This window comes from Achromobacter sp. FW305-C-30-7, assembly GCF_058783105.1.
The window spans coordinates 1,310,337-1,324,937 of the sequence record NZ_JBYSYI010000001.1 but is presented as its reverse complement, the minus strand read 5'-3'; the positions used below and the strand labels follow the sequence as shown (position 1 = coordinate 1,324,937).

Sequence of the window (14,601 nt, the reverse complement as noted above, 5' to 3'; positions counted from 1 at the left end):
CTCTATAACCTGATAATCGGGCCGGCACGGCAGCCGGACGCCTCCTACCTCCCCCGCTTCCATGACCCAGACCTGCTCCCTGGCGCTGCAGCCCGCCACCGAAGACGACCTGCCCTTCCTGCTTGCCCTGCGCAAGACCACCATGCACGAGCACCTGCGGCGCGCGGGCGCGCCACAGGACGACGACTACCATCTGGCCCGCATCCTCTACCGCTTCGAGGACGCCCGCATCGTCTGGCTGGACGGCCGGCCCGCCGGGCTGTTCAAACATAGCCGGGACGCGGCCAGCTGGCGCATCGTGCAGATCCAGATCGACCCCGCCTTCCAGGGCCGCGGGCTGGGCCGCCGCCTGCTGGAAGGCGTGCTGGACGAGGCCGACGCCGAAGGCATCCCAGTCACCCTGAGCGTGCTGAAAGGCAACCCCGCCCGCCGCCTGTATGAAGCGCTGGGCTTCACCCCCGTGGAGGAAACCGAACTGGAACACGAAATGCGTTACGAACCCGGCGCGGTCCGGCCGGCAGGCTGACCCTTTGCAACTTCTTTCCGCCCGGCGGGAATAAAGCCCGGGCCGGCAGCGTCTGTAGAGGGCAGTCCCCCACTTTCCCTATCTACGTACGAGGCAAACCATGCGCAAACACATCGCCGCAGCCCTGGCCATCTCCGCCGCCGCCCTGTTTTCGGCCGGCGCCCAGGCCCAGGCCGTCAAGACCCAGGACGGCATGCTGGTCAACAGCGCCGGCATGACGCTTTACACCTTCGACAAGGATGCCGGCGGCAAGAGCGCCTGCAATGACCAGTGCGCCAAGATCTGGCCGCCCGTCATGGCCAGCGCCGACGCCAAGCCCATGGGCGACATGACCGTCATCACCCGCGACGACGGCACCAAGCAATGGGCCAGCAAGGGCAAGCCGCTGTACACCTACGCCAAGGATGCCAAGGCCGGCGACAAGACGGGCGACAACTTCAAGGAAGTCTGGCACGTCGCCAAGCCCTGAGCCCGTGTCCGCCAGCAAACGCAGCAATCCATGCGCGCCGAAGACGAAGCCCTGATCCTGGCCTGCATCCCCAGCCTGCGGCGCTACGCCCGCGGGCTGACGGGCGATCCCCACCGGGCCGACGACCTGGTCCAGGACACGCTGGAGCGCGCATGGAGTCGCTATTCGCGCTGGCAACGGCGCGGCGAGTTGCGCGCCTGGATGTTCGGCATCATGCACAACCATTTCATCGACGGCGTGCGCGCCAGCAGCCGGCGGGCCGAGCAGACCGCCCCGGGCGAACTGCCGGACACGCCGGTGCGCGCCACGCAGACAGACCACCTGGAGGTGCGCGACCTGGACCGTTGCCTGCAAGCCCTGCCCGCGGAACAGCGGGAAGTGCTGCTGCTGATATGCGTGGAAGACCTGTCCTATCAGGAAGCCGCCCGGATACTGGACGTGCCGATGGGCACGGTCATGTCGCGCCTGTCACGCGCCCGCGAGAAGCTGGGCGCGCTGATGCAGGCGCGCGACACCGTCAGCAAGCTTCATCGCGTGAAATGACATGAACGAGAAACGCCTCCACGCAGTGCCCGGCGCGGGCACCCCGATTACCGAAGCCGACCTGCATGCCTATGCGGACGGCCAGTTGCCGCCGGCGCGCCGCGCCGAGGTCGAGACCTTCCTGGACGCGCATCCGCAGGACCAGGCCCGGGTCGACGAATGGCGCGAACAGCGGCGCCTGCTGCACGCCATGCTGGACCCGGTGCTGGACGAGCCGCTGCCGCTGCGCCTGCCCCTGGCGCGGCCCGCCACCCCCTGGCCCTGGCGCGCGCTGGCCGCGGGCGTGACGATCGCTGCCATCAGCGCCAGCGCCGCCTGGATCACGCGCGGCGCCATGGATGCGCGCCATCTGCAAGCGGTGCTGGCCACCGCCAGCCCGGAGCGCGTCGCGGGCGGCTATGCCCAGCGCGCCGCCATCGCCCACGCGGTCTATGCGCCCGACATGGGCCGCCCCGTGGAAGTCGGCGCCGACAACGAGAAGGGCCTGGTCACCTGGCTGACCAAGCGCATGGGCGCGACCATGCGCCCGCCGTCCCTGTCGCAGGCCGGCTATGAGCTGGTGGGCGGACGCCTGCTGCCCGGCGGCGCGGGGCCGGTTGCGCTCTTCATGTACGGCGCAGCCGATGGCCAGCGCCTGACCTTGTACGTCACCCGCGAGGCTGCCGGTGGGCAGACCGCCTTCCAGTTCACCCAGGAGGGTCCGGTGCGGGTGTTCTATTGGGTCGAAGGCCAGTTCGGCTACGCGCTGTCGGGCGCAGTCAGCCGCGACGAGTTGCTGCGCGTGTCGCAGGAGGTTTACCAGCAGTTGCAGGGCTAGGGCGTATCCGCGCCTGCAGACGCCTGCCCCCGCCCGCCGGCGCGCTCGCGCGCCTCGTGCAGCATATGCAGCGTGATCTTGCGGACCTCGGCGCGGCTAATGCCGATATGCGAACGCAGCATGCGTGCCGCCTCGTCGGCGCGGCGCGCCAGCACCGCCCGCAAGATGGCCGCGTGCTCGTCGTAGGTGGCGTCGACGCGGAAATCCTTGGTGAAGTCCAGCCGCCGCACGATGCGTATCTTCTCGGTCACGTCGCGATGGATCTGCGCCATCTCGGGATTGCCGGCGGCGGCCACCAGCGCACAATGGAAGGCCTCGTCCAGTTGCGCCACCAAGCGTCCGTCCAGGATGCGCTGCCGCGGCGGCGCCAGCCACACGTCCTTCAGCGCGCCCAGAATGCCGGCCTCGTCCATGTGCTCGCGCGCGCACAGCCGTTCCACCGCAGCCTGCTCCAGCACCACCCGCACGTCGTACAGCGCCTCGAAGCGTTCGAAGTCGAAGGGCCGCACCTGCCAGCCGCTGCGCGGCCGCGGCAGCACATAGCCCTCGCGCTCCAGCCGCGCCAGTCCCAACCGCACCGGCGTGCGGCTGACACCCAGTCGGGCCGCCACCTCGGCCTCGGTGAAGCGCTCGCCCGGCAGCACTCGGAAGTCGAACAGGTCGTCCTTCAGGCGCTGATAAACCTGATCGGCCAGCGAGCCGGCCAAGGCCGGCGCCTGGCGGATGGCCGGAGCGGCCTGCTCGGATTCCAGACGCATGCTCAAACCACGGGGCAGGTCGCGTCTTCGGCCAGCACGATGAGCGGGTCACCGGCGTTCACGGGTTTGCCCGGCACGCAGCGGATCGCGGCAACGGTGCCGGAAGCGGGCGCAATGACCGATAGTTCCATCTTCATGGCTTCGACCACCACCAGCGTGTCGCCGGCCGCAACGCTCTGGCCCACCTGAACCGGAATCTTCCAGATGTTGCCGCACATGTCGGCGCTGACCAGGCTTTCGCCTTCTTTCAATGCCGCCTCGGCTTCGGGCTCGGGCGCAGCCGCGTCCTGCTCCACCGCGGCATCCTCGCTTTTCCACAAGGCGACCTCGGCATCGAAGGCGCTCTTCTGGCGCATCTGGAACGCCGCAATGCTGTCGGCCTCTTGCGCCAGGAAGCGCTGGTGCGCGGCGAAGTCGAACACCTCTTCATCGATGCGGATCGTGGTCCGGCCTTCGCGGAAGTCCTCGCGCAGCAGATCGAGCTCAGCCTCGGTCACCGGGTAGAAGCGCACCTGATCGAAAAAGCGCAGCAGCCAGGGCTTGCCGTCCTGGAACACCGGGTTCTTCAGGAACTTGTTCCAGATGGGCAAGGTGCGTCCGACCAACTGATAGCCGCCGGGCGAATCCATGCCGTAGATGCACATGTACACACCGCCTATGCCCACGGTACCTTCGGCCGTGAACGTGCGGGCCGGGTTGTACTTGGAGGTCAGCAGGCGGTGGCGCGGGTCTATCGGCACCGCGCAAGGCGCGCCCAGGTAGACGTCGCCCAGGCCCATGATCAGATAGCTGGCGTCGAACACGATATCGCGGACCTGCTTGCGGCTGGCCAGGCCGTTGATGCGCTGGATGAAGTCCACGTTGTTCGGCAGCCAGGGCGCGCTGGCGCGCACTGTTTCCTGATAACGCTGCACCGCGCCCAGCGTGGCCGAGTCCTCGAACGCCATCGGCAGATAGACCACGCGGGTCGGCACCTTGAGCGTGGCCACATCGGCCAGGCCGGTCTCGATCCGCAGCAGACGTTCGATCAGCGCGCCTTGCAGGACAACGCGGCTGTCGTAGCGGATCTGCAGCGAACGCACGCCCGGCGACAGCTCCAGCACGCCGGCGATGGGATCGGCGCTAAGCGCCTCCATCAGCAGGTGGATGCGCATGCGCAACGCCAGATCCAGCACGTTGTCACCGTATTCCAGCAGCAGATAGCCGTCGCCCGCCTGGCGGTAGGACACCGAGGGGCGCGTGCCCGCGGCGGCCAGCGCCGCCACGATGGGTTCCGCCGGCGCGGCATGCGTTGCGGCGGCGTCAGCGTGCCGGGGCATGTCGGCGGCCCGGGCTTGCGCGGGCGCCGCCAGCTCGGCCACGCTGCGGTCCTGCGCCGCCTCCAGCGCCACAGCCTGTTGATAATCGATCCGCACGAAACGGATACGATCGCCCGGCTTGACCTGCCCGACCTTCCACAATTCGGCGCGGGCGATGGTGACGGGGCAAACGAAGCCGCCCAGGCTGGGGCCGTCGCGCGTCAGGATGACGGGGCTGTCGCCGGTGAAGTTGATGCTGCCGATGGCGTACTCACAATCGTGGATGTTGGACGGATGCAGGCCGGCCTCGCCGCCGTCCTCGCGCGCCCAGGTCGGCTTGGGACCGATCAGGCGCACACCCAGCCGGTTGGAGTTGTAATGCACTTCCCAGTCCGCGGCGAAGAAGGTTTCGATGGCTTCGGGCCGGAAGAAATCCGGCGCGCCGTGCGGGCCGTAGAGCACGCCGATTTCCCAGGCGTTGCCGTACGCCGGGATCAGTTCGGCGGGCGCGGCCTGGGGTTCGCACATGGGCTCGCCGGCGTCATTGGCCAGCCCGGGGCGGACCCGTGGCAGCATGTCGCCCACGCGCAAAGTACGGCCGGCATGGCCACCGAACTGGCCCAACGCAAAGGTCGAACGGCTGCCTAGATAGACCGGCACGTCCAGGCCGTGACGCACGGCCAGATAGCTGCGGCAGCCCGACAGCGCACGGCCGGCTGCCAGCACCTGGCCGGACAGCACGGTCACCGGCGTCCACATGGGCATGGGTACGCCATCCAGCGTGGCTGCGCAGGCCGCGCCCGTCAGTGCCACGATGGCATCGCCGTGAAAACGCAAGGTAGGGCCGACCAGCGTGGCCTCGATGCCGGCTGCATCGGGCGCATTGCCGACGATGCGGTTGGCCATGCGGAAGGCATAGTCGTCCATCGGTCCCGAGGGCGGCACGCCGATGTCCCAGTAGCCTACCCGCCCCGGATAGTCCTGCACGCTGGTGTAGGTGCCAGCGGCCAGCACCTCGATCGCCGCGGGCCGGTACGTGAAGGTTTCCAGGAAGCGCGTGGACAGCTCTCCGGCTCGAAAGCGCGCGTCATCCACGATCTGCCGCAGATAGTCCAGGTTGGTGGCGATGCCATGCAGGCGGGTGCGGGCCAGCGCGTGCGCCAGCTTGTCCAGCGCGGCCTCGCGCGTGCCGGCGTGCACGATCAGCTTGGCCAGCATGGGGTCGTAGAACGCCGGCACCTCGGTGCCGGTTGCGACCCAGCCGTCCACCCGCAGGCCTTGCGGAAAGAACACATCGGTCAACACGCCCGGCGACGGCTGGAACTGGCGCAGCGGATCCTCGGCGTACAGGCGCACCTCGATCGACGCGCCCTGCGGCGCGCGCGACATGGCGGCGTAGTCCAGCGGCTCGCCCGCGGCCACGCGCAACATGCATTCCACCAGGTCCAGGCCGGTGACGGCTTCCGTCACGGGATGCTCGACCTGCAAACGGGTATTGACCTCCAGGAAATAGAAGCTGTCGCGCGCCGCGTCGTAGATGAACTCCACGGTGCCGGCGGAACGGTAGTTGACCGACTCGCCCAGCCGCACGGCGGCGGCGTGCAACGCCTGGCGCGTGGCGACGGGCAGCAGCGGCGCGGGCGTCTCTTCGATTACCTTCTGGTTGCGGCGCTGCACCGAGCAATCGCGTTCGCCCAAAGCCAGCACGCGGCCGGCGCCGTCGCCGAAGATCTGCACCTCGACGTGGCGCGCATTGTCGACGTAGCGCTCGATGAAGGCGCCGCCGTCGCTGAAGAAATGCTCGCCCATGCGCTGCACGCTATCGAAGGCCGCAGTCAGCTCGGCCTCGTTGTCGCAGCGCGAAAGGCCGATGCCGCCGCCGCCCGCCGTGCTCTTGAGCATCACCGGATAGCCTATGCGCTCAGCCTGCGACAGCGCTTCGCCCAGGCTGCCCAGCAAGCCCGTGCCCGGCGTCATCGGCACGCCGGCCTCGGCCGCCAGTTCGCGCGAACGGTGCTTCAGGCCGAACTCGCGGATCTGCAGCGGCGTCGGGCCGACGAACGCGATGCCGGCGTCCTCGCAGGCCTGCGCGAACTCGGCGCTTTCGGACAGGAAGCCGTAGCCGGGGTAGATGGCCTGCGCGCCATGCTCTCGGGCGGCGGCCAGCAGCAGGTCCATGCGCAGGTAGCTGTCGGCGGCCTTCTCGCCGCCCAGCGCCACGGCCACGTCGGCCGCGCGCACGTGGGCGGCATTGCGGTCCGGGTCGGAGTAGACGGCCACGCTGCGGATGCCCAGCCGCTTGAGGGTGCGGATGGCGCGGACGGCGATCTCGCCGCGGTTGGCAATCAGAACGGTATCGAACACGGTGCGACTCCCAGGTTTCTTGCGGGGGTTATCGAAAGCGGAGATCAGGCCAGGCTGGCCAGGTAGGCGCGCCAGCCGCCGAACTCCGTGATGTCGCGCGCGCCCTCCAGGCCGCGCGGCTCGCAGATGAAGCCCTTGACCTGCCGGCCGTCCGCCAGCTCCAGCGTGCCGATGCCCAGCGGCGCGGGGATCTCGGCCACGAAGGCGCCGAAGGCAGCCAGCGGCACATCCCAGAGCTCGACCTCGATGGGCGCGCCGCTCGCGGACTTCACCAGGCCGGGCTTGGGCGGCGATGTTTTTGCCAGGGCATACAGGCGGTAATCGCCGGCTGTGTGCGTCTGCTCGACGAACACCGCGCGGCGCGAGGTCAGCTGATGGTTCAGCGGCATGCCGCGCAAGTGCGCGCCGACCACGGACACACGCACCGTGTCGCCCGCCGGCGCCCGGGCAGGGCTGATGGCGGGCAGCGGTGCGCCGGTGGCGCCCAGCGGCAGGCCGAGACGCGCCTGCCACTGGCGGCCAAACTGCGCCAGGGCATGGTCCTGCCACGCCAGCCCGATCAGCGTGATGCCTGCGGGCAGGCCGTCGTCGCGCATGCCGGCGGGCAGCGCCAGCGCCGACAGGTCCGCCAGGTTCGCAAAGTTGGTGTAGATCCCCAGCCGTGAATTCAGCGCCACCGGATCGGCGTCCAGTTGGGTGATGGTGTAGATCGACGGCGCGGTCGGCACGACCAACGCGTCGAAGCCCGCCAGCGACTGAAGGATGCGCCGCGCCAGATCCGCGCGCCGGTACTCCGCCTTGAACGCGTCCAGCGCGCTGTAGTTGGCGGCCTGCTCGACGATGCCGCGCACCACCGGATGGATGGCGCCAGGGTTCTTCTGCCACAGTGCTTCCACGGCGGCAAAGCGCTCGGCCACCCAGGGCCCCTGATACAGCAGCGCCGCCAGCTCGCTGAACGGCGTGAAGTCCATGGGCTCGACCGTCGCGCCGGACGCCTTCAGGACGCGTACCGCCGCGTCGAACGCGGCCGCCGCCTGCGCATCGCCGAAGAATTCCAGCTGCGCGGGTATCGCCAGCCTGGGCTGCGCCGGCCACGGATGTACGCTGCCTGCCGGCTGGGCGCGCGAATAGGGATCGCGCTCGTCGAAGCCGGCCGCGATATCGGCCACCAATTCCGCGTCATCCACCGTCAACGCGAACACCGACACGCAATCCTGCGTGCGGCATGCCGGTACCACGCCGGCCGTGCTGAGCCGGCCCTTGGTGGGTTTGAGGCCGACGATGTTGTTAAAGCCCGCCGGCACGCGACCCGAACCTGCGGTGTCGGTACCCAGCGAAAACGCCGCCAGGCCACGCGCTACGACGGACGCGGAGCCCGAACTGGAGCCGCCGCTGACGTATTCCGGATTGAAGGTATTGGCCACGGGGCCCAGCGGCGAACGCGTGCCCACCAGTCCGGTGGCGAACTGATCCAGGTTGGTCTTGCCCACCAGGATGGCGCCCGCCGCGCGCAGCCGGGCGACGACGGTGGCGTCCTGCTCAGGCGTATAGGCGAATTCCGGGCAGGCCGCCGTGGTGGGCCAGCCTGCGGCGTCGATGTTGTCCTTGATCGCAAACGGCACGCCATACAACGGCAGCCGCTTCAGATCGCCGCCGGCGGCTTCCAGCAACCCATGCAGGGCATCGAGCTGCCGCGCCAGCAGGGCACCGTCCACGCGCTTGATCCAGGCATTGTCCGGCTGGCCGCCGCGTTCGGCCCATGCAGCCAGCAGAGTCTCGGGCGTGGCGCCCTCATCGCGGTAGGCGGCCTGCCATTGCGCGATCGTCCATGCGACGGGGCCTTTGTGCGTTGCTACGGCGTTCATGCTGGAGTCCTTTCTTGTATACAAGTACGGATTCCCAAGCAATCGGCGTGCCATGTTGGCCGCCGCCCCGCGTTTTCCCCCTTCTCCTGTGGCGGCGCGCTCCAAGCCGCCAGGCGCGCATGACGACGCCCCGCCCCGCACGCACCGCCAACGAGCGCCGCGCGCACCCATGTTGTGCATGCGGCACCAGATCGATCACTGGCGTCTTGCGCGCCGCGCTCCACGATGCTCGCGTCCCATCCCCCCTGCATATAGCGGACCGCACGTCAGTGCGTGGTTGGCATGCCTTTTGCTTTGAGGTTCTGGTCGTCGGGTGTTGTTCAGATCGTTCTCGCCGGCGCGACCGGCACATTTCCATCAGGAGTCACCATGAAACGCAGACTAGCCCTTAAGCAACTGACCGCCGTGAGCCTGTTGGCCATGTCTGGATGGATGCCCCAGGTACACGCCGCCGAAGACACCATCAAAGTCGGCATCCTGCATTCGCTCTCGGGCACGATGGCAATCTCGGAAACGTCGCTGAAGGACGTTGCCCTGATGGCCATCGAGGAAATCAACGCCAATGGCGGCGTGATGGGCAAGAAGCTCGAAGCCGTGGTGGTGGACCCCGCGTCGAACTGGCCGCTGTTCGCCGAGAAGTCGCGCCAGCTTTTGTCCCAGGACAAGGTGGCGGTCGTCTTCGGCTGCTGGACCTCGGTGTCGCGCAAGTCCGTGCTGCCGGTGTTCAAGGAGCTCAACGGCCTGCTCTTCTACCCGGTGCAATACGAAGGAGAAGAGCTGGAAAAGAACGTGTTCTACACCGGCGCCGCGCCCAACCAGCAGGCCATACCCGCCGTCGAATACCTGATGAGCGAAGACGGCGGCGGGGCCAAGCGCTTCGTGCTGCTGGGCACCGACTACGTCTATCCGCGCACCACCAACAAGATCCTGCGCGCCTTCCTGCATTCCAAGGGCGTCAAGGACAGCGACATCGACGAGGTCTACACGCCCTTCGGCCATTCCGACTACCAGACCATCGTCGCTAACATCAAGAAGTTCGCCACCGGCGGCAAGACGGCCGTCATCTCAACCATCAACGGCGACTCCAACGTGCCCTTCTACAAGGAGCTGGGCAATGCCGGCCTGAAGGCCACCGACGTGCCGGTGGTGGCGTTCTCGGTCGGCGAAGAGGAATTGCGCGGCGTCGACGCCAAGCCGCTGGTAGGCCACCTGGCCGCGTGGAACTACTTCCAGTCGGTCAAGAACCCGGTCAACGACGCCTTCATCCAGAAGTGGAAGGCCTATGCCAAGACCAAGAACCTGCCCAACGCCAATACGGTGGTGACCAACGATCCGATGGAGGCCACCTACATCGGCATCCACATGTGGAAGCAGGCGGTGGAACAAGCCAAGACCACGGACGTGGACAAGGTAATCGCGGCCATGGGCGGCCAGAAGTTCAATGCGCCCGACGGCTACACCATCGAGATGGACCCGACCAACCACCACCTGCACAAGCCGGTCTACATCGGCGAGATCAAGGCGGACGGCCAGTTCAGCGTGGTGTGGAAGAGCAAGGGTCCGATCCGCGCCCAGCCCTGGAGCCCGTACATCCCGGGCAACGAAGGCAAGCAAGGTCTCTAACGCACTGGGAACAAGCAGCCATGCGCATCGCGGCAATCGCACTCTACTTGCGTCGTTTCCTGCTGGCTTGGCTGGTGTCCCTGCCGCTCGCTGCCGCCCCGGCGGCGGCCGGCGGCGTGGACCCAGCCCTGCTGGCGCCGCTGGCCGGCGACGACACGGACGCCAAGCTCCAGGCGATTGCCGCGCTGGGCCAGTTGCCCGAACCCGAAGCGGCAGCGGTGCTGCAGGCGCTGGGCGAGGACCGGCTCTATGCCGCCCCCGATGGCCGCGTGCTGATCGGCAACGGCGGCGCGCGCGCCACCGACGCGGCCACGGGCGCCGCCGCCGAGCTGCCCGCGGACGCGGGCGCCATAGGCATCAACAACCGCCTGCGCCGCGCCATCGAGGCCGCGCTGGCCGGCTCACGCCTGTACTCCGAACAACCCGCCGAGCGTCTGGCGGCGGCTCGCCGCCTGCAACAGACCGGCGACCCGGCGCGCCTGCCCATGCTGGAGAAGGCCCTGGCCGCGGAAAAGAACGAGGCCGTGCGCGACGCGCTGCTGATCGCGCAGGCCAACCTGGAATTGAAGAGCAGCGATCCTGCCAAGCGGCGCCACGCGGTGGAGCTGCTGGGCGGCACCCGCAGCGCCGCCTTCCGCCCCACCCTGGCCGCCCTGGCCGAGGAACGCGACGGCGCTTACGCCGAGCCCGACGCCGGCGTGCGTGAGGCCGCCGGCCGTGCGCTCAAACAGATCGACCGCCACCTGACCACCATCGAATGGGCCGGCAACCTGTTCTACGGCATCAGCCTGGGCAGCGTGCTGCTGCTGGCGGCGCTGGGCCTGGCCATCACCTTCGGCCTGATGGGCGTGATCAACATGGCGCACGGCGAGCTGCTGATGATAGGCGCCTACGTGACCTATGTGGTGCAGACGGCGTTCCGCGCCTGGCTGCCGGGCTGGCTGGACTGGTACGTGCTGGCCGCGTTGCCGCTGGCCTTTGCCGTGACCGCGCTGGTCGGCATGGCGCTGGAGCGCACCGTCATACGCTGGCTCTATGGCCGGCCGCTGGAAACGCTGCTGGCCACCTGGGGCATCAGCCTGATCCTGATGCAGGGCGTGCGCACGCTGTTCGGCGCGCAGAACGTCGAGGTGGGCAATCCCGGCTGGATGTCCGGCGGCGTCACGGTGCTGGGCGGACTGGTGCTGAGCTACAACCGCCTGGTCATCATCGGCTTCGCCTTCTTCGTGGTGTTCCTGGTGTGGGCGCTGCTGAACCATACCCGCCTGGGCCTGTTCGTGCGCGCCATCACACAGAACCGCCGCATGGCCGACTGCGTGGGCGTACCCACCGGCCGCGTCGACATGCTGGCCTTCGGCCTGGGCTCCGGCATCGCCGGGCTGGCTGGGGTGGCGCTGTCCCAACTGGGCAATGTGGGACCGGACCTGGGCCGCGGCTACATCGTCGATTCGTTCATGGTGGTGGTGCTGGGCGGCGTGGGCCAATTGGCCGGCACCGTCATCGCCGCGCTAGGCCTGGGCGGCGTCAATAAATTCCTGGAGCCTTACACGGGAGCCGTCATGGCCAAGATCACCATCCTCGCGCTGATCGTGCTGTTCGTCCAAAAGCGGCCGCAAGGCCTGTTCGCCCCCCGCGGCCGGAGTGTCGAATGAAACAGAACGCGCTGACTGACCTCAATCTGCTGACCCGCCGCCCGCTGTACTCGGGCCGCGTATGGGCGGCCCTGGCCGCGGCCGTGGCGCTGCTGGCGCTGCTGCCCTGGCTGAATCTCGTCTTCCCGCCCGGCCATGCGCTGCATGTGTCGGCCTATGCCGTGGCGCTGCTGGGCAAGTTCATGTGCTACGCCATGGCGGCGCTGGCGCTGGATCTGGTGTGGGGCTATGCCGGCATCCTGTCGCTGGGACACGGCCTGTTCTTCGCGCTGGGCGGCTATGCGCACGGCATGTACCTGATGCGCGCCATCGGCCGCGACGGCGTCTACCAGAGCGATCTGCCCGACTTCATGGTATTCCTGGACTGGAAGAGCTACCCCTGGTACTGGTCCTTTACCGAACACTTCTGGTACGCCATGCTGCTGGTGGTGCTGGTACCGGGCGTGCTGGCCTTCGTGTTCGGCTACTTCGCCTTCCGCTCGCGCATCAAGGGCGTGTACTTTTCCATCATCACGCAGGCGTTGACCTTCGCCGCGATGCTGCTGTTCTTCCGCAACGACACAGGCTTCGGCGGCAACAACGGCTTCACCGACTTCAAGCGCATCCTGGGCTTCGACATCACCGCGCCGGGCACGCGCGCCGCGCTGTACTGGATCACGCTGGCGGCGCTGGCCGGCGCCCTGATCCTGGCGCGGCTGGTCACGCAGAGCAAGCTGGGCCGCGTACTGACCGCCGTGCGCGACGCCGAAAGCCGCCTGCGCTTCATCGGCTACGACCCTCTGGGCTTCAAGCTGTTCGTCTGGACCCTGTCCGCAGTGCTATGCGGCATCGCCGGCGCGCTCTACGTGCCGCAGGTCGGCATCATCAACCCCAGCGAGATGTCCACCGAGACCTCCATCGAAATGGTGATCTGGGTCGCCACCGGCGGGCGCGGCACGCTGGTCGGCCCCATCATCGGCGCAGGCGCCGTCAACGGCCTGAAGACCTGGTTCACCAGCGTGCTGCCGGAGTTCTGGCTGTATGCGCTGGGCCTGATCTTCGTACTGGTGACGCTGTTCCTGCCCACCGGCATCGTCGGCCTGGCGCGCCGCATCTCCGCCCGCATCCAGGGGAACAAGGCATGAGCAGCACGCATATCGAATCCGCCGCGCTCGACGGCGGCCCCAGCGGCGACGCCGGCTATGGCCGCGTCAACCCCAAGGGCCTGGACACCAGCCACGGCGCCATCCTCTACCTGGAAGGCATCACGGTCAGTTTCGACGGCTTCAAGGCCCTCAACGACCTGACGCTGGACATAGGCGTAGGCGAACTGCGCTGCATCATCGGCCCCAACGGCGCCGGCAAGACCACCATGATGGACGTCATCACTGGCAAGACCCGGCCCACTTCGGGCACGGCCTACTTCGGCCAGAGCATAGACCTCGCGACGCTCAACGAAGCGCAGATCGCGCATGCCGGCATCGGCCGCAAATTCCAGCGGCCCACGGTGTTCGAGCAGCACAGCGTGTTCGAAAACCTGGAGCTGGCGATGAAGACCGACAAGCGCGTGCGGCCCACGCTGTTCGCGCGGCTGAGCGGCGAACAGGCCGACAAGATCGGCGAGACGCTGGACCTGATCCGGCTGCGGCCGGAAGCGGCGCTGCCCGCCGGGTTGCTATCGCACGGCCAGAAGCAGTGGCTGGAGATCGGCATGCTGCTGATGCAGGAGCCGCAATTGCTGCTGCTGGACGAACCGGTGGCGGGCATGACCGACGCCGAGACCGAACGCACCGGCGAGCTGCTCAACGAGCTGCGCGGACGCCATTCGCTGATGGTGGTGGAGCATGACATGGACTTCGTCAACCAGATCGCGGGCAACGGCAAGGTCACGGTGCTGCATGAAGGCTCGGTGCTGGCCGAAGGACCGATGAGCAAGGTGCAGGCCGATCCGCGCGTCATCGAAGTTTATTTGGGGCGCTGAAATGCTGGACGTGAACGCGATCGACCAATACTACGGCGGCAGCCACACCCTGCGCGGCGTGTCGCTGTCCTTGCGCCAGGGCGAATGCCTGGCGCTGCTGGGCCGCAACGGCGTGGGCAAGACCACCTTGCTCAAATGCGTGATGGGCGTGCTGCCGGTGGCGCGCGGCGGCATCGCCTTCGACGGCGCCGACGTCACGCGCCTGGAGCCGCACCAGCGCGCCGCGCGCGGCATGGCCTATGTGCCGCAAGGCCGCGACATCTTCGCGCGGCTGACGGTGGAAGAGAACATCCTGATGGGCATGGCGGCCAAGCCGGCGGCGCGCGCCCGCCGTATCAAGGAAGAGGTGTACGAGCTGTTCCCGGTGCTGCGGACCATGCTGTCGCGCCGCGGCGGCGACCTGTCCGGCGGGCAGCAGCAACAACTGGCGATCGCCCGCGCCCTGGTGGCCGAGCCCAAGCTCATCATCCTGGACGAGCCCACCGAAGGCATCCAGCCGTCCATCATCAAGGACATCGCCCGCGTCATCCACATGCTGCGCCAGCGCGGCGACATCGCCATCCTGCTGTGCGAGCAGTACTTCGACTTCGCCCGCGAGCTGGCGGACCAGTTCGTGGTGCTGTCCCGCGGCGAGGTGGTGGCGCGCGGCGACCGCGGTGCGATCGATGGCGAGGACGTGCGGCGGCATCTGTCGGTCTAGGGCCTGAGCCGGGCCTCGATTATTCC

12 protein-coding genes are annotated in these 14,601 nt (G+C 68.2%); 9 read left to right on the top strand and 3 right to left on the bottom strand.

From position 1 onward, the window contains the following. The first annotated feature begins 61 nt into the window (after positions 1–61). From AC3WOB_RS06130 to AC3WOB_RS06115, 4 genes are all read left to right on the top strand, one after another. Positions 62–526 carry a GNAT family N-acetyltransferase gene (locus AC3WOB_RS06130; protein ID WP_013395830.1) on the top strand — a complete coding sequence of 155 codons (465 nt, stop codon included), beginning with the start codon at positions 62–64 and terminating at the stop codon, positions 524–526. 100 nt (positions 527–626) lie between these two features. Beyond that, positions 627–995, top strand: coding sequence for a COG4315 family predicted lipoprotein (locus AC3WOB_RS06125; RefSeq protein ID WP_013395831.1), 369 nt, complete (start codon positions 627–629; stop codon positions 993–995). A gap of 30 nt (positions 996–1,025) precedes the next feature. Then, positions 1,026–1,538 carry an RNA polymerase sigma factor gene (locus tag AC3WOB_RS06120; RefSeq protein WP_332013008.1) on the top strand — a complete coding sequence of 171 codons (513 nt, stop codon included), beginning with the start codon at positions 1,026–1,028 and terminating at the stop codon, positions 1,536–1,538. Between the two features lies 1 nt (position 1,539). Further along, entirely contained in the window at positions 1,540–2,355 is an 816-nt protein-coding gene (locus AC3WOB_RS06115) for an anti-sigma factor family protein (protein ID WP_492274513.1), read from the top strand. Here AC3WOB_RS06115 and AC3WOB_RS06110 read toward each other — a convergent pair. From AC3WOB_RS06110 to atzF, 3 genes are read right to left on the bottom strand one after another with little or no spacing between them, the layout of a single operon-like run. Continuing rightward, complete coding sequence (locus AC3WOB_RS06110; protein WP_013395834.1) at positions 2,352–3,113, bottom strand: GntR family transcriptional regulator; 762 nt, start codon at positions 3,111–3,113, stop codon at positions 2,352–2,354. The genes AC3WOB_RS06115 and AC3WOB_RS06110 overlap by 4 nt on opposite strands. A 2-nt stretch (positions 3,114–3,115) precedes the next feature. Then, positions 3,116–6,775 (bottom strand): urea carboxylase, encoded by a 3,660-nt coding sequence (gene uca / locus AC3WOB_RS06105; RefSeq protein ID WP_492274512.1) that lies wholly within the window; start codon positions 6,773–6,775, stop codon positions 3,116–3,118. A 44-nt stretch (positions 6,776–6,819) separates the two neighbouring features. After that, positions 6,820–8,640, bottom strand: a complete 1,821-nt coding sequence (atzF, locus tag AC3WOB_RS06100; RefSeq protein ID WP_492274511.1) for an allophanate hydrolase — start codon at positions 8,638–8,640, stop codon at positions 6,820–6,822. Positions 8,641–9,009: 369 nt separating this feature from the next. Here atzF and urtA point away from each other — a divergent pair, with 369 nt between their 5' ends. The 5 genes from urtA to urtE are packed head-to-tail and all read left to right on the top strand — an operon-like array spanning position 9,010 to position 14,575. Then, positions 9,010–10,263: an urea ABC transporter substrate-binding protein gene (urtA, locus tag AC3WOB_RS06095; protein WP_013395837.1), complete on the top strand. Its 1,254-nt coding sequence runs from the start codon at positions 9,010–9,012 to the stop codon at positions 10,261–10,263. Between the two features lie 20 nt (positions 10,264–10,283). After that, the gene (gene urtB, locus AC3WOB_RS06090; RefSeq protein ID WP_492274510.1) at positions 10,284–11,915 is read left to right on the top strand and encodes an urea ABC transporter permease subunit UrtB; all 1,632 of its coding nucleotides are present in this window, start codon (positions 10,284–10,286) and stop codon (positions 11,913–11,915) included. Next, positions 11,912–13,039 (top strand): urea ABC transporter permease subunit UrtC, encoded by a 1,128-nt coding sequence (urtC, locus tag AC3WOB_RS06085; RefSeq protein ID WP_013395839.1) that lies wholly within the window; start codon positions 11,912–11,914, stop codon positions 13,037–13,039. Before urtB ends, urtC begins: the two co-directional genes overlap by 4 nt. Then, positions 13,036–13,875, top strand: coding sequence for an urea ABC transporter ATP-binding protein UrtD (gene urtD, locus AC3WOB_RS06080; protein ID WP_013395840.1), 840 nt, complete (start codon positions 13,036–13,038; stop codon positions 13,873–13,875). The genes urtC and urtD overlap by 4 nt, the downstream gene beginning before the upstream one ends. A gap of 1 nt (position 13,876) precedes the next feature. Further along, positions 13,877–14,575, top strand: a complete 699-nt coding sequence (urtE, locus tag AC3WOB_RS06075) for an urea ABC transporter ATP-binding subunit UrtE (RefSeq protein WP_013395841.1) — start codon at positions 13,877–13,879, stop codon at positions 14,573–14,575. Positions 14,576–14,601 lie beyond the last annotated feature (26 nt).